Genomic DNA, 15,053 nt, shown 5'->3' with positions numbered 1-15,053 from the left:
CAGCGACGCCCTGCGCGCCACAATCGCGGCAAGGAACGCGCAGGCGGTCATCCCGTCCAATCCATCCCGCGCCAGGAAGCATAGCCTCGACAGGCACCTCTACGCTCAGCGCCACCTGATCGAATGCTGCTTCTCCAAGCTCAAGCAGTTCAGGCGTGTCGCGACCCGCTTCGAGAAGACCGCGCGAAACTACCTCGCCATCGTCACAATCGCTGCCATCGTCCTGTGGATCAGGTAACTGTCCACACCACCTAGTGCCCCGGCATGGTCAGCACGAGCGGCCCGTTGCGGGTGGCCACCACCGTGTGCTCGTACTGGACGGTAAGCGCGCGGGGTTCGCTATAGAGCGTCCAGGGGTCGTTCTGGACGTTTTCGGCGAGGTTCGCGCCCAGCGACAGGAAGGGTTCCACTGTGAATACCAGCCCTTCCGTGATGATCCGGCGGTCGGAGGCATCTGGCCAGGTGGCGATTTCGGTCGGCTCCTCGTGCAGCGAGAGGCCGACGCCGTGGCTCGCGAGATTGCGCACCAGCGTGTAGCCGTTCTTCTTCGCGAAGGCGCCCACCGCCTGGCCGATACCCGCGAGCGGCCGACCCGGCGCCACCTGCCGCAGGCCGGTCCACATGGCGCGGCGCCCGTCGCGGCACAGCTTCTCCACCGCCCGCGTCACCGGCGGCACGGCGAACGAGGCGCCGGTGTCGGCGAAATAGCCGTTCTTCTGCGCCGACACGTCGATATTCACGAGGTCGCCGGGCCGGATGGCGCGGTCGCCGGGAATGCCGTGGGCGACCTCCTCATTGACGCTGATGCAGGTGGCGCCGGGAAAATCATAGACCGTCTCGGGGGCCGACTGCGCGCCGGCGGCCTCCAGAAAGGCCCGGCCGATCCCGTCCAACTCGCGGGTGGTGATGCCGGGCTCCAAGGCCTTGCTCATCACCTCCAGCGTTTCGGCGCAGATGCGGCCGATCTCCCGCATCGCCTTCAGCTCGTCGTCATTCGACAGCGTCATGGCCTGTCCTTTCGTGTCAGCTCGGCTTTATCGCGCCGACCGGGGCGAATAGACCAGGGGCGGCAGTCCGGGGCGTTCCACCAGGCGGGTCTCCGGCGAGCCGATGATGACGCAGGTGGCCATGTCCGCCACCGCCGGGTCGGCCGCCGCGAGGGTCGCCAGCGTGATGCGCTCGTCCGGCCGGCCTGCGGCGCGGCCAAAGATCACCGGCACCGTGCCCGGCAGCACGTCGCGCAGCAGCGCGAAGGCGGCGCCAAGCTGCCAGGGGCGTGCCTTGCTGATGGGATTGTAGAGGGCGATGACGAAACCGGCCTCCGCCGCCGCCTTCAGGCGTTTCTCCACCAGCGGCCAGGGCTTCAGATTGTCCGACAGCGAGATGGCGCAGAAATCATGACCCAGCGGCGCGCCCACGCGCGCGGCCACGGCCAGCATGGCGGTGACGCCGGGCACCACCTGAATATCCAGAGCGCGGAAGGCCTCCGGCCCACGCTCCACCGCCTCGCAGACGGCCGCGGCCATGGCGAACACGCCCGCATCGCCGCCCGAGACCACCGCGACCTTGGCCCCGGCGACAGCGCGCTCCAGAGCCAACGTCGCCCGGTCCAGTTCCTCGCGATTGTCGGAGGCATGGCGTACCTGCCCTTCGCGCTCCGGCGCGCGGGCGAGATAGGGGCCGTAGCCGTACAGTTCGTCGGCCGAATCCAGCGCGGCGCGGGCTTCCGGCGTCATCTGGTGCGGCCCGCCGGGGCCGAGCCCCACCACGGTCAAAGTTCCGGTCAGCGTCCCGCTCACGCGGCGCGCTCCCAGCCGGGCACCAGCACGATGGCGAAATAGGGCGCGCGGTCGTCGTTCCGCTCGGCCAGCGGCGTGACGAGGCTTCCGGCCATGGTGCCGCGTTCCACGTAGAGCGCGCGCGGCAGGCGCCCGGCGGCGGCGAGCGCGCGGCGGATCTTCGGCAGGTTGCGGCCCACCTTCATGATGACGGCGGCATCGGCCTCAGCGAGGCGGCGGGCGAGATCGGCCTCGTCCAGCGTGCCGGGCAGCACCATCAGCACGTCGTCGCCCTGGGCGATGGGCGCGCCGGCCTGCGACCAGCAGCCCGACATGCCGGTGACGCCGGGAATGACCTGCGTGGGAAAGCGGTGGGCGAGGCGCACATGCAGATGCATGTAGGAGCCGTAGAACAGCGGATCGCCCTCGCTGAGCACGGCCACGTCGAGCCCGGCCATCAGCCGCTCCGCCACGCGCGCGGCGGATTCGTCATAGAAGGCGCCGATGGCGAGCTTGTAAGCCTCGTCGTGCCGGTGGATCTCGGTGGTCACTGGATAGAGCAGCGGCAGTTCTTCCGCGTCCGGCCGGAAATGGGCGCTGGCGATTTTGCGGGCATGGCTGTTGTTGCCCGCCTTGGCGAAATGCGCGATCACGTCGGCGGCGCCGAGGGCGCGCACGGCCTTCAGCGTCATCAACTCCGGGTCGCCCGGCCCGACGCCGACCCCGATCAAATGTCCGATGGCGGCATTCACAGGCCGGCCCTCGCGAGCGCGTTCACGGCGGCGGCGGTGATGGCGCTGCCACCGAGGCGTCCGCGCACGATGGCGAATGGCACGCCGCGTGGATCGTCCGCCAGCGCGTCCTTGGATTCCGCGGCGCCCACGAAGCCCACCGGCATGCCGAGGATGACGGCCGGCCGGGGCGCGCCCGCGTCCAGCATCTCCAGCAGGCGGAACAGAGCGGTAGGGGCGTTGCCGATGGCGACGACGGCCCCGTCCAGATGCTCCCGCCACAATTCCAGCGCTGCGGCGGAGCGGGTGTTGCCCATGTCCGCCGCCATGTCCGGCACGCGGGGGTCGCGCAGGGTGCAGATGACTTCGTTCCTGGCCGGCAGGCGGGCGCGGGTGATGCCATGGGCCACCATCTGCGCGTCGCACAGGATGGGCGCGCCGGCCTCCAGCGCCGCGCGGGCGGCGGTTACGACGCCGGGGCCGAAGACGAAATCGCGCGCCGCATCCACGAGGCCGCAGGCGTGGATCATGCGCACCGCTACGTCCGCTTCGTCCTGCGAGAAGCGGGACAGGTCGGCTTCCGAGCGGATGATGGAAAAGGAGCGTTCATAGATGGCCGTGCCGTCGCGCTCGTACTCGAGGGGCGATGCGCTCACGGGGTGAACTCCAGCACGGCGGACTCCAACAGAAACGGCTCCAGCGAGGCTGGGGGAAGGCGGGCCAGCGTCTCCGCCGCGCGCTCGCCAGGCTGCCGGGCACGGGTGAGGGCGTCGCTGAGACGGGCAAGGGCGGGGAGAAGCGCATCGGCCGGGAGCAGCGGCCGGGTTGCATCCCCCGCCGTGCCCTCTCGCACGACCGCTACCCGATTGTCCATGGCGTCCGGCTCAAGGCCGACCAGCGTGAGATCGGCGGGCGCGGGGTGCGCGCACCCCTTGGAGCAGGCGGAGACATGCACGCTGAGCGAACCGTCCAGCAGAGGTTCCAGCGCCTGCGCCACCTTCGGCGCCAGCGCGCGGGCGGGGATATGGGCCGAGGCGCAGGCCGGCGCGCCGGGGCAGGCGGCGACGAAGCGGCGAGGATCATCGGCACTGATGAGGCAGCCCAGCGCCTGCGCCGTGGCGCGAAACCCTTCCGCCGCCTCGGGCGACAGGCCGCTGGCGAGGAGCCCGTGGTCGGGCGCGGGCCGCAGATCGCGCGCGCCGGCCGCCTTGGCCGCGGCGGTGAGGACGTCGAGATCGTCCGCATGCAGCGCGCCGAAGGGCAGGCCGATGCCGCAGGCGCTGGTGCCGTCCTTCAGGGCGAACAGGCCGATGGGGCTGGTCTCGCGCATGGGACGGGGGTCGGCGGGCGGGGTGGGCGGCAGGGTATCGGCCATGCGGGCCGAGGGGCCGAGCGCCGCGAGGCGTTCCAGCAGGCTGCGGACGAGGTCGGGCGCATCGCGCCCACGCACGGCACCGAAGGGCAAAGCGCGGGCGGCATCCCCCGCCAGCCACACGTCCCACGTCTTTTCACCCTTGCCGGGGCGGGCGACGAGCCGCACGTCGGTCTTGAAGGCGTCGAGCGAGATGGCCCCGCCGCCGTCCACCACCACGGAGACCTTCGCGCCCAGCCGGGGCAGGAGGTCCGCTGCCATGTCATGCAGGCGCGCCGCCAGCAGCCGGGCGTCGATGACCTCGGTGGCGTCGATGCCGGAAAGGGGCGAGACGTCGATGGGCAGGCCGGTACGCGGCGTGATGCCGAGCGTGTCCACCGCCCCGTTCAGCGGGCCGACGCTGGCCTCGGTGAGGCCCCTCAATTGCACGCTGCCCTTGGCGGTGATCTCGATGATGCCGTTGCCGCAGGCGCGGGCGGCGTCGGCGAGGCCGGTCACCTGCGCCAGCGTCAGCCAGCCGTCCGCCGGCACGAGGCGCACCAGCAGGCCGTCGCCGGTGGCCATGGGCGCGGACAGGGCCGGGCAGGCGCCTCGGCGGGAGGGGGGAACGACGGCGCGGTTCATTCCGCGGCCTCCGCGCGCAGGGCGTCGAGATCGGCGTCGATGTCATTGCGCCGGGTGTGCCAGACGCCGCGCCGCCGCGCGTCGGCAAAGCGCTGCGCCATGCCGGCGGCAGCCTCGGGGTTCTGGGTCATCAGGAAAGCTCGTACCTCTGCGTCGCGCAGGTAGGCGGCATGTAGGGCGTCGATGAGGGCGCTGTCGACGCGCCCGGTTGTCTCGGCGAAGGCCACCAGGCGGTCCACCGTCTCCAGCAGTTCCGCCGCACCGCGCGGTCCGTGGCGCATCTGCCCGGCGATGAACAGCCTGGACACGCGCCCGTGCACCAGCCGGGCAAGGGCGGTGCCGAGGTCGCGCGCCTTGGGGCGGCTGGGGTCGGTGGTGTCGAGCACGATCAGATCTACCGCGCGGCCGAGCATCTGCGCGGCGGCGGCGAAGCCGCCGATGAAGGCGGCGTCCTCACCGCCGTCCAGCAGGTCCCGGGCGGGGTCGTCCGCGCCGTGCAGCAGGGCGTCGGCAGTGGCGACGCGCGCCGCGAATGCGCCCGGCGCCGGCCGGGCGGCGCCGTCCGTGCCGCCATAAGCGTACGAGGCGTGGTCGAGATAGGCTCGTCCGAGGTCCGCGCGGTCGCTGAAGGCGCCGCGCGCCAGATGGTCCTCGATCCCCGCCCCATAGGCGCCCGGCGCGGCGCCGAAGATGCGCGCCGGCGCGGCCTCGCCGGCCTCAGCCAGGGGGTTGTCGCTGCCTTCGTCCGTGCGGGCGGCGATGGCGCGGGTGGCGGCGTCGAGCAGCGCCAGTTGGGCGGGGAAGATGTCGCGGAACAGGCCGGAGATGCGCCACGTCACGTCCACGCGCGGGCGCCCCAAAGCGGCGGGCGGCAGCACCTCGATGCCGGTGACGCGCCCGCTGGCCGGATCCCACTGCGGCTGGCAGCCCATGAGGGCGAGGCCTTGGGCGATCTCCTCGCCGCCGGTGCGCAGCGTGGCGCTGCCCCAGAGGTCGATGACCAGCGCGCGGGGATAATCGCCATGGTCCTGGAGATAGGCGCGCACCACCTCGTCCGCCGCCAGCCGGCCGAGATCGACGGCGGTGGGGGTGGGGATGGCGCGCGGATCGGCGGTGAACAGGTTGCGGCCGGTGGGCAGCACGTCGCGCCGCCCGCGCGCGGGCGCACCGGCGGGGCCGGCAGCGATATGGCGGCCGTCGAGCGCCATCAGCAGGGCGGCATGTTCGGTGCCGCCGCTCTGGCGGCGGATGCTGTCGCCGTCGTCGTCGCGGCCGTAGATGTGGAGGCCGTCCTTCACCGCGAGGTCCTTCACGTCGCACAGCCAGGCATCGATCCGGCGCAGCGCCTGGTCGGGGTCCGCATCGCCCGGCACGCCGGCGATGGCGGCAAGGCCGGTCTCGGCGGCACTTTCCACGATGAGCTTTGCGAGGCGCTCACGCCGGCGGCGGTCGAGGCCGTCGGCCTGGGCATATTCATCCACCAGCCGTTCGAGCTTTTGCTCCGCTTCCGACAGGCCGGCGCGGCCGAGCGGCGGCGGCAGGTGGCCGAGCGTCACCGCCGCGATGCGGCGCTTGGCCTGCGCCGCCTCGCCGGGATTGCTGACGATGAAGGGATAGATGACCGGCAGCGGCCCCAGCAGCGCCTGCGGGAAACAGGCGGGGGTCAGCGCCACGGTCTTGCCCGGCAGCCATTCCAGCGTGCCGTGCGCGCCCATGTGCACCACGGCATGCGCATCGAAGGCGTGGCGCAGCCAGAAACCGAAGGCGAGCAGGCTGTGGCGGGGCGGCAAGGCCGGGTCGTGATAGTCCGCCCGCCGGTCGAGCGAGGCGCCGCGATCCGGTGCCAGCGCGACGATGGCATTGCCGAAGCGGGCGGCGCGGAAGGCGAAGGCGCCGTCGCGCACATCGGTGTCGTCCTCCGGCGGCCCCCAGGCGGCGAGCACCGCATCCCGTGTGGCGGACGGCAGGTCGGCAAAATGGCGGGCGTAGTCGGCGAGCGGACAGGCGGCGGCACCGGAGCGGGCGGTCACGGTCCGCAGCAGGCCTGCCGCATCCTCCGGCGGCGGAGTGACGGCATAGCCTTCGGCGCCGAGTGTTTCCAGGAGCCGGCGCGTGCTCTCGGGCACGTCGAGCCCCACCGCATAGCCGGTGCGGCCGGGCACGCCGGGATAGTCCGGCATCAGGAGCGCGAGGCGGCGCTCCGCGGGCGGCGTGCGGGCAAGGCGCACCAGGGCGGCCGCGCGGGCCGCGACCTGGGCGATGCCGTCCGCGTTCGCCGCATTATGGGCTGAGGCAAAGGCAAGGTCGTCCTCGGCCGGGGCGAGGGACTTGAAGGAAATGGCGCCCGCCAGCACGCGGCCGTCCAGTTCGGGCAGCACCACATGCATGGCGAGATCCGCCGCCGCGAGGCCGCGCGGGCTGGCGGCCCAGGCATCCTGCGCCGTGGTGGCCGGCACCACCTGGAGCACCGGCGGGCCGCCGGGCGCGAACAATTCGTCCGCGTCCCCCGCCGCGAAGGCGGTGGCGGTCAGAATGACATCCGGGGCGACATCGCGGATCGCGTCGCGCACGAAGCCGCGGGAGGCGGGGTCTTTCAGGCTGGTGAGGAAGACCGGGACCGGGGTGAGCCCGCGCGCGCAGAGCGCGTCCGCCAGCGCGTCGATGGGCGCCACGTCGCCCGCCAGCCACATGGAACGGTAGAACAATAGGAGGGCGCGGGGGCGGAGGTTCTCCGCGCCGCCGCGCCGGTCCTCGCGTTGCTCGGCCTCAGTGGCAGGATGGGCGCCGGATGGGGACGACGGCGCGCGCAGCGCGGCGGCGAGGTCCACGGCTCCGATGCCGGGGCGATAGAAAGCCGCCGGCGGCACCGGCACGGGTGGGGCGGGATCGGCCGCGTCGTGCCCGGCCCCGCGGGCGAGCCGGCGCAGCACGCCGGCCATGTTGGCGGGGCCACCCTGCCGGAAATAGGCCAGAAGCGCGGTAAGCTCGTCGGCCGGAACGGTGGAGAGGTCGGCGAGACGCGGGTCGTCCTGGTCCTCGCCCGGCAACAGGGCGAGGGCGATACCTTCCCGGCGGGCGAGATCGGCGAGCCGCTCGGCGCCGTAGCGCCACCAGTCGAGCCCGCCCAGCAGGCGCACCAGAATCACCTTGGCGAGGCGCGCCGTGCGGTCGATCCACAGATCCACGGACATGGGATGCCGCAGGTCCTTCAGCCGCGCCAGGCGCAGCGTCGGCAGCCCGCTTGCCTCCTGCCGCCAGGCAGCGGCGAGGGCCAGGAGATCGCTGTCGGTGAAGGACAGCGCCACCACGTCGGCCGGAGGCAGGCGGAGGTCGATGGGCTCCGCCAGATCCTCGATGGTGGCCGATGTGGTGGCGAGGATGTGCATGGCTCAGCCGAGCAGCGCCCGCTCCACCGCCGCGCGGTCGAAGCCCTTGAGGCCGATCACCACCAGTGCGCCGGCGCGGGTCTCGTCCGCCCGCCAGGGACGGTCGAAATGATGCGAGACGCGCGGGCCGACGCCCTGCACCAGCAGGCGCAACGGCTTGCCTGTGACGGCGGCGAAGCCCTTCACGCGCAGCACGTCGGGTGCTTCCGCGGCCGCCGTGACGCGAGCGGCGAGGCCGGCGGGGTCGGTGATTTCCGGCAGCGGCACGACGAAGCTGTCGAAATCGTCGTGGTCGTGGTCGAGCTCGTCGTCGTGATGGGTCTTGCGGGCGTCGATCTGGTCTTCCGTGCCGACGCCGAGGCCGAGCATGACGCTCGCATCCACCTTGCCGCCGGCGGAGCGGACCACGCTGACCGCGCGCGGCAGGGCGGCGGCGACGCGCTCGCCAGCCGTCTGCGAGGCGGCGGCGTCCATCAGGTCGGACTTGGAGATGATGACGAGATCGGCGCAGGCGATCTGGTCCTCGAACACCTCTTCCACTGGGTCGTCATGGTCGAGGCTGTCGTCGGCCGAGCGCTGCGCGGCGAGGGCGTCGAGGTCATGCGCCACCCGGCCTTCCGCCAGCGCCGGGCCGTCCACCACCGCGACCACGCCGTCCACCGTCACCCGGCTCTTGATGGCCGGCCACTGGAAGGCCTGGACCAGCGGCTTGGGCAGCGCGAGGCCGGAGGTCTCGATGAGGATGTGGTCCACCTCGCGGGCGAGGATCTGGTCGAGGGCGGGCACGAAGTCGTCGGCCACCGTGCAGCACAGGCAGCCGTTGGACAGTTCGACGATATTGTCCTCCGGGCAGGCCTCGATGCCGCAGCCCTTCAGGATCTCGCCGTCGATGCCCACATCGCCGAATTCATTGACGATGACCACGAGGCGCTTGCCGTTGGTATTTTCCAGCAGGTGGCGGATCAGCGTGGTTTTTCCGGCGCCCAGGAAGCCCGTGACGATGGTGCAGGGGATGCGGGCGAGGGAGGGGGACGTGCTCATGGAGGCTCCGAACGGGGCGCGCGTCATGCGGACGGCGGCAGGGAAAGGGGAGGGATGCGAGCGATCATGCCGCGCTTCAGCGCGTCCGGGCGCCCGCGCCAGGGCATCAGGCCGTCGGCCGCATCGCGGAACAGCCGGCCGCCGGCCAGGAGATCTCCGGCGGACTCAGGCGTGAGGTCGCCAAAGACGTAGGACCACCCCCCGGCGCGCACCAGGGCGGCGCTGAGGCCGCGCTTGCAATTGGCGAGGCACTGGACCTCGCGCACGGCCACCGAGCCGTCGCCGGCGGCCCGCGCGGCGGCGTAGAGCTGCTGCCCGGCGGGCGGCGTGCCGGCCTCAGCGCCGGCGGTCTTGCAGGTGGTGCAGACGAACAGCGTCACCAGCGTCGCGGCCTCGCCGACGGCCTCGGGCGGCGCGGCGGCCGGTTCGTCCAGCGGTCCGGCGGAATCAAGCGGCTGCAACGGCAGGTCCAAGGAGGCCGGTCCATGGGTGCAGCAGGCCCGCGAACGGGCGGAAAGGGCGCGTTGCCAGGGCACCCCGCCCGGCGCACTCCTCATCGATGGCAGGTCTCCTGGCTGGCGGGTCGCGGCCCTGTGCCGCCTTCCCGGCGCCCGGAACATCCGGACGTCCAGTGGCTGTCTGGCACGGGCTCGCCGCCTACAGTTGCGGGGGCAGCTGCGGTCAGCGGACCTCAAGGTCCGCGTCGCATTCCCTTTTCACCCGGCGACGCGGCGAACCGCGCGACCGGGACCATCGATGCCGCCACTAAAGGGCTGGCCCGGCAGGATGTCAATGAAGCCGGCTAGCCCCGCCGGGTCCGCGCCGCCTCGATGATGTCGAGCGCGGCCTGGAACGCTTCCTCGATGCCGAGGCCGGACGTGTCCAGCAGGATGGCGTCGTCCGCCCGCGCCAGCGGGGCGGTGGCGCGGCCGCTGTCGCGGGCATCGCGCTTGTGGATGTCCGCCAGAACGGCCTCGTAGGAGGCGAGCGGGTCGCGGGCCGCCAACTCCTTGAATCTGCGCTCCGCCCGCACCTCGGGCGAGGCGGTGACGAACAGCTTCACCGTGGCGTCGGGGCAGATGACGGTGCCGATGTCGCGACCGTCCAGCACGGCGCCGCCGGGCCGGGCGGCAAAGCGCCGCTGGAGGTCCACCAGGGCCGCGCGCACCTCGCGGCGGGCCGCCACTACGGACGCGGCCTCCCCCAGGGCGCCGGTGCGCAGGTGGGCGGGGTCGAGCGTCCCCACGTCCAGGCTGCGGGCTGCTTCCGCGGAAGCCGCCACGTCGTCCAGCACGCCCCGGGCCAGGCATTGCGCCGCAACCGCCCGGTAGAGCAGCCCGGTATCCAGATGGGCGAGGCCGAGATGGCCGGCGATGCGCTTGCCCAGCGTCCCCTTGCCGGAAGCCGCCGGTCCGTCGATGGCGATGATCATGCCGCGCCTCAGGCCATCACGGCGCCGAGGGCGGCCATCATCGGCATGAAGGTGGGGAAGGACGTGGCGATGAAGCTGACGTCGTCCACCTCGACGCCCCTCAGGCTGGCAAGGCCCAGGACGAGGAACGACATGGCGATGCGATGATCCATGTGGGTGGCCACCGGGCCTCCGCCGGCGACGTCCGGAGCGCCGGTCACGATCAGGTCGTCGCCTTCGATGCGGTGGCTGATGCCGCAGGCCGCAAGGCCGTCCGCCACGGCGGCGAGGCGGTCGCTTTCCTTCACCCGCAGTTCCGCGAGCCCGCGCATTATCGTCTTGCCCTCGGCGAAGGCGGCGGCGACCGCGAGGACGGGATATTCGTCGATCATGGACGGTGCCCGCTCCGGCGGCACCTCCACGCCCTTGAGCTTCGAGTAGCGCACGCGCAGGTCGGCCACCGTCTCGCCGCCCTCGGTGCGCTCGGCCACGGTCTCGATGCGCGCGCCCATCTCCTTCAGCGTCGTGATGAGGCCGGTGCGCAGCGGGTTCATCATCACGTCGGTGATCACGATGTCGGACCCGGGCACGATCACCGCCGCCACCAGCGGGAAGGCGGCGGAGGACGGATCGGAGGGGACGTCCACCGCCGCGGCCTTCAGGGCGGGCCGGCCGGCGAGCGTGATGCGCCGGCCATGCGGGCCGTGGGGCTCGACGCGGACATCGGCGCCGAAATGGGTGAGCATGCGCTCGGTGTGGTCGCGGGTGGCCTCGCGCTCGATGACGACGGTCTCGCCGCTGGCCGCGAGGCCGGCCAGCAGCACGGCCGACTTCACCTGGGCCGAGGGGACGGGGGTCTCGTAGGTGAAGGCCTTCAGATCGCTGACGCCCTGGAGGCGCAGCGGCAGGCGCCCGCCCTCGGCGGCCTCCACCACCACGACGCCCATGGCGGTGAGCGGATCGAGCACGCGCTTCATGGGGCGGCGGCGCAGGCTGGCGTCGCCGTCGAAGGTGGCGGCGACGGGATTGCCAGCGACCGCGCCCATCATCAGGCGCACGCCGGTGCCGGAATTGCCGAAATCGAGCGGGGCCACGGGGGCCTGGAACCGGCCGACGCCGACGCCGCGCACCCGCCATTCGCCGTCGCCGCGCCGTTCCACCTGTGCGCCCAGCGCGACGCAGGCCTTGGCGGTGTTGAGGACGTCCTCCCCCTCCAGCAGGCCGGTGATGCGCGTCTCGCCCTCGGCCAGCGCGCCGAAGATCAGCGCGCGGTGGGACACGGACTTGTCGCCGGGCACCCGCACCTTGCCGGACAGCGCGGGCGAGGGCAGGCCCGTCGCGGGCCGGGGATCCGCGCCATGGCCGGAAACGGAGGGCGAAGCGGACGTTTGAACCAGGGACATGGCGCTGCCTCTCGCGCTCACCGGGACTCGCGTGGCGACGGCGCGCGCATTATTCGTTGAACAGGCCGCCCGTCTAACACAGGCGAAACGGCCCCGCCACGCGGCCGATTCGAATTCCGCCTTGACAGGTCCATGGCCTTTCGCCAATGGAGCACCCTCCTTTTACAATGACCCGCCGAGGATCTTTGCCGTGGCGAAGCCCGAACTCGGAACGAAGCGCGTCTGTCCCGTGACAGGGCGCAAGTTCTACGACCTGAACAAGGATCCCGTGGTTTCCCCGTTCACGGGCGAATCCTATCCGCGCTCCTTCTTTGAGCCGGCCCCGCGGGCCGGCAGCCGTGCCGAAGCGCGCGCTGCCGTTGCCGAGGAACCGGAAGTGGATGAAGTCGCTGACGTCGAGGTCATCAGCCTCGAGGAAGCGGAAGAGGAAACGACCGGCGCCAAGAGCGTTCCGGGCGCCGACGACGTGGACGTGGACGAGGAAATCGACGCGGACACGGACGACGACACGTTCCTCGAGGAAGACGAAGATGATGGGGATGACGTCTCCGATTTGATCGGAGAGGGCCTCGAAGACGACGAAGAGGCTTGATGTCCTCTCCGGCCTGTGCTTAAAGGCCGTCCTCGCCGGGGAGCAAACATCTCCCCGGTGCCCGTCGCGGGACTTTCCCGGCGGGCCAAGTCCAGAAGATCATTGATCTTCTTCGATGAGGTCCGCAGCCCGCGACATTGTGGGGCCATAGCTCAGTTGGGAGAGCGCTTGAATGGCATTCAAGAGGTCGGCGGTTCGATTCCGCCTGGCTCCACCAAACATCATTTCCGCAGACATCGGCATCTGACGGCGACCCGGACCATCCGGCTTCTGCCTCTGCCCTGATCTCGCGCCTTTGCAGCGCCCCCTTTCCAGTTTTTGCGTCGGCTGAGCGGTCCGCCCGCGTGCGGCGCGCCCGTTCTCGATATGATTCGCCATGGGCGGAGGCAGGCTGTCGGTCAGACATGGCGCCGCCGCCCGAATCAGCGCGAATCGGATGAACCTGTGCGCCTCGCCCGGCTTCGCCGCTTCAACTTTTCCGCGAGTTGTTCTAGAAGCCGCTCAAACCGTTTCCGGCTCAGGATTTTTCGACGCCATGACCATCCGCCTTCACCGCGGCGACCTGCCGGACACCTTCCGGCCCGCGCCGATCGTCGCCATCGACACCGAGACGCTTGGCCTCCGGCCGCATCGCGACCGCCTGTGCCTGGTGCAGCTGTCGAACGGCGACGGGACGGCCGACCTCGTTCAGATCCCCGCCGGCGCGACCGCCGCCAGCGCGCCGAATCTGGTGCGCCTCCTGGCGGATCCGGCGGTGGTGAAGCTGTTCCATTTCGGCCGATTCGACATCGCGGTCCTCCAGCACACCTTCGGCGTGACCACGGCGCCGGTGTTCTGCACCAAGATCGCTTCGCGCCTGGTGCGCACCTATACCGACCGCCACGGGCTCAAGGATCTGGTGCGGGAACTGCTCGGCGTCGATCTGTCGAAGCAGCAGCAGAGCTCGGACTGGGCGGCGGCGGAACTCAGCGACGCCCAGCTCTCCTATGCCGCGTCGGACGTGCTCTATTTGCACGGCTGCAAGGAGAAGCTGGAGGCCATGCTGGTCCGCGACGGGCGGGCGGCGCTGGCGGCTGAATGCTTCGCCTTCCTGCCCACGCGCGCCGCGCTGGATCTCGCGGGCTGGTCCGAAGAGGACATTTTTGCCCATTCGTGAGACCATGCCCACGGGATGCTGGCGGTGCGGGCCGGTCATCAGGACGGGCTTCGGCCCCTCATGATACCGCCGGGCTTGCGTGGCGCGACTTGCGCGCCATATGGCTTTCGGGTGATGCTCGGCGCCAGATGGGCCGTGCTTCATGATTTGAGACCGCTGGCGCGCGGGGGCGTGCGCGACAGGCGGGGCATTCAAGCCAGGAAGGGGCCGTGGCGCATGCGCCTGTTCCCGAACAGTGAGCTATGAACAGACACGTGTCGCCTCAAGATATGGAACGTCCGGACGTCGCGGCCTTCACGGCGCGGCCGGCACCGGATTTCAGCCGCGCCCGGCGCCACAGCGCGCGGGTGCGCTGGATCAAGCGCGTGCTGCCGATCTCCATCGCGGTGGCGCTGGCGCTGATGATCGCCGTGCCGCTGGTCGGCCGGCTGGCCATGAAGATGGAACTGCCGTTCGAGCTCGGCACGCTGAGCCTGTCGGGCACGCGCCTCACCATGGAGGCGCCCAAGCTGACCGGCTTCACCGACGATAATCGCGCCTACAACATCTCCGCCGGCGCCGCGACGCAGGACGTCACGCGGCCGGACATCATCGGCCTGACGGATGTCTCCGCGCGGCTGGAGCTGGCCAACAAGGGTTGGGCGACGGTGAAGTCCCATACCGGCACGCTCGATACCAAGACGCAGTTCATAACGCTGTCCGACGGGGTGGACCTTGCCACCAATGGCGGATATGCGGGCAAAATGCAGGATGCGGACGTGGACGTGAAGGCGGGTTCCGTCACCACCGCCCATCCCGTGGTCCTCACTTATATGGACGGCCGGCTGGTGTCCGACCGCATGAAGATCTCCGATCGCGGCAGCCGCGCCTTTTTCGAGGGGAATGTGCAATTGGACTTCCGCCTCTCCAGCCTGCCCAAGAGCGAACCCCCGGCCGCGCCTGCGCCCCAGCCTATCGTGAAGCAATGAATCCCCTGTCCTTCGGCCTCACGGCCGCCGCTCTGCTCGTGGTCCTGAGCACGCCCGTTCTCGCCCAGCAGCCCCAGCAGCCGGCCGGCCCGCCGAATGCCCTCCAGGGCTTCGCGCGCAATCGCGACGAGCCGATCCGCATCAATTCCAACACGCTCGAAGTGCGTGACAAGGAAAAGCAGGCGGTGTTCGCCGGCAACGTGGTGGTGACGCAGGGCGACACCACGCTGCGCAGCCCGCAGCTTCTGGTGTTCTACGATGGCGACGTGGCCGCCGGTGTCCAGGGCACGGCGCCGACGGAATCCAGCAAGATCCGCAAGATCGAGGCGACAGGCGGTGTCGTGGTTCAGACAAAGGACCAGACCGCCACCGGCGATACCGGCGTTTTCGAGATGAAGACCAATACGGTCACCATGAACGGCAACCCCGTCGTGCTGACCCAGGGCCCCAACGTGATCCGCGGCAAGCGGCTGGTGGTGGATCTCACCTCGGGCGTCTCGAAATTCGAGGGCGGCCGGGTGGAAAGCCTGATCGTTCCGGGCAGCATGAAGCAGGATCAGCCCGGGCAGCCGGGTCAGCCGAAGCGCTGAC

Annotated in this window: 15 protein-coding genes, 1 tRNA gene and 1 riboswitch; of the genes, 6 read left to right on the top strand and 10 right to left on the bottom strand. The window is 71.1% G+C overall.

Annotated features, from left to right (window positions below; genetic code table 11):
- Positions 1-238 (top strand): IS5/IS1182 family transposase (locus YU1_RS0119065; RefSeq protein WP_029004616.1); only part of this gene is annotated, 238 nt, incomplete at its 5' end.
- A 13-nt stretch (positions 239-251) separates the two neighbouring features.
- Here the strand turns inward: YU1_RS0119065 and map are convergent.
- The 10 genes from map to aroA form a co-directional block, all read right to left on the bottom strand.
- The gene (gene map, locus YU1_RS0119060; protein ID WP_029005445.1) at positions 252-1,007 is read right to left on the bottom strand and encodes a type I methionyl aminopeptidase; all 756 of its coding nucleotides are present in this window, start codon (positions 1,005-1,007) and stop codon (positions 252-254) included.
- A 27-nt stretch (positions 1,008-1,034) separates the two neighbouring features.
- Positions 1,035-1,787, bottom strand: coding sequence for a precorrin-3B C(17)-methyltransferase (locus tag YU1_RS0119055; RefSeq protein ID WP_029005444.1), 753 nt, complete (start codon positions 1,785-1,787; stop codon positions 1,035-1,037).
- Positions 1,788-1,795: 8 nt separating this feature from the next.
- Positions 1,796-2,530 (bottom strand): precorrin-2 C(20)-methyltransferase, encoded by a 735-nt coding sequence (locus YU1_RS0119050; RefSeq protein ID WP_029005443.1) that lies wholly within the window; start codon positions 2,528-2,530, stop codon positions 1,796-1,798.
- A complete protein-coding gene (locus YU1_RS0119045) occupies positions 2,527-3,165 on the bottom strand; it encodes a precorrin-8X methylmutase (RefSeq protein WP_029005442.1) in 639 nt (212 codons plus the stop codon). Before YU1_RS0119045 ends, YU1_RS0119050 begins: the two co-directional genes overlap by 4 nt.
- On the bottom strand, positions 3,162-4,505 hold the full coding sequence (cobG, locus tag YU1_RS30205; RefSeq protein ID WP_051357028.1) for a precorrin-3B synthase: 1,344 nt from the start codon (positions 4,503-4,505) through the stop codon (positions 3,162-3,164). The genes YU1_RS0119045 and cobG overlap by 4 nt, the downstream gene beginning before the upstream one ends.
- Complete coding sequence (gene cobN, locus YU1_RS0119035; RefSeq protein WP_029005441.1) at positions 4,502-7,891, bottom strand: cobaltochelatase subunit CobN; 3,390 nt, start codon at positions 7,889-7,891, stop codon at positions 4,502-4,504. Before cobN ends, cobG begins: the two co-directional genes overlap by 4 nt.
- A gap of 3 nt (positions 7,892-7,894) precedes the next feature.
- The gene (gene cobW / locus YU1_RS0119030; protein WP_029005440.1) at positions 7,895-8,932 is read right to left on the bottom strand and encodes a cobalamin biosynthesis protein CobW; all 1,038 of its coding nucleotides are present in this window, start codon (positions 8,930-8,932) and stop codon (positions 7,895-7,897) included.
- A 23-nt stretch (positions 8,933-8,955) separates the two neighbouring features.
- Positions 8,956-9,405, bottom strand: coding sequence for a DUF1636 family protein (locus YU1_RS30200; RefSeq protein ID WP_342447003.1), 450 nt, complete (start codon positions 9,403-9,405; stop codon positions 8,956-8,958).
- 71 nt (positions 9,406-9,476) lie between these two features.
- Positions 9,477-9,702: riboswitch (cobalamin riboswitch) on the bottom strand.
- A 32-nt stretch (positions 9,703-9,734) separates the two neighbouring features.
- Positions 9,735-10,364 carry a (d)CMP kinase gene (locus YU1_RS0119020; protein ID WP_029005439.1) on the bottom strand — a complete coding sequence of 210 codons (630 nt, stop codon included), beginning with the start codon at positions 10,362-10,364 and terminating at the stop codon, positions 9,735-9,737.
- Positions 10,365-10,372: 8 nt separating this feature from the next.
- Complete coding sequence (aroA, locus tag YU1_RS0119015) at positions 10,373-11,746, bottom strand: 3-phosphoshikimate 1-carboxyvinyltransferase (protein ID WP_029005438.1); 1,374 nt, start codon at positions 11,744-11,746, stop codon at positions 10,373-10,375.
- A gap of 190 nt (positions 11,747-11,936) precedes the next feature.
- On the opposite strand from aroA, the gene YU1_RS0119010 reads away from it, so the two are divergent.
- The 5 genes from YU1_RS0119010 (at position 11,937) to YU1_RS0118990 (ending at position 15,052) form a co-directional block, all read left to right on the top strand.
- Positions 11,937-12,338: a TIGR02300 family protein gene (locus YU1_RS0119010; protein WP_029005437.1), complete on the top strand. Its 402-nt coding sequence runs from the start codon at positions 11,937-11,939 to the stop codon at positions 12,336-12,338.
- Between the two features lie 141 nt (positions 12,339-12,479).
- Positions 12,480-12,555: transfer RNA gene (locus YU1_RS0119005), tRNA-Ala, on the top strand.
- Between the two features lie 318 nt (positions 12,556-12,873).
- Positions 12,874-13,494: a ribonuclease D gene (locus YU1_RS0119000; protein ID WP_029005436.1), complete on the top strand. Its 621-nt coding sequence runs from the start codon at positions 12,874-12,876 to the stop codon at positions 13,492-13,494.
- 254 nt (positions 13,495-13,748) lie between these two features.
- Positions 13,749-14,462: an LPS export ABC transporter periplasmic protein LptC gene (gene lptC / locus YU1_RS30195; protein WP_198018981.1), complete on the top strand. Its 714-nt coding sequence runs from the start codon at positions 13,749-13,751 to the stop codon at positions 14,460-14,462.
- Positions 14,459-15,052 (top strand): LptA/OstA family protein, encoded by a 594-nt coding sequence (locus YU1_RS0118990; protein ID WP_051357027.1) that lies wholly within the window; start codon positions 14,459-14,461, stop codon positions 15,050-15,052. Before lptC ends, YU1_RS0118990 begins: the two co-directional genes overlap by 4 nt.
- The last annotated feature ends 1 nt before the right edge of the window (position 15,053 follow it).

The sequence above is a fragment of the Azorhizobium doebereinerae UFLA1-100 genome (assembly GCF_000473085.1).
Classification (GTDB): Bacteria; Pseudomonadota; Alphaproteobacteria; order Rhizobiales; family Xanthobacteraceae; genus Azorhizobium; species Azorhizobium doebereinerae.
Note: the sequence above shows the minus strand (reverse complement) of the source record. Positions and strands in the feature narration are given on the sequence as shown.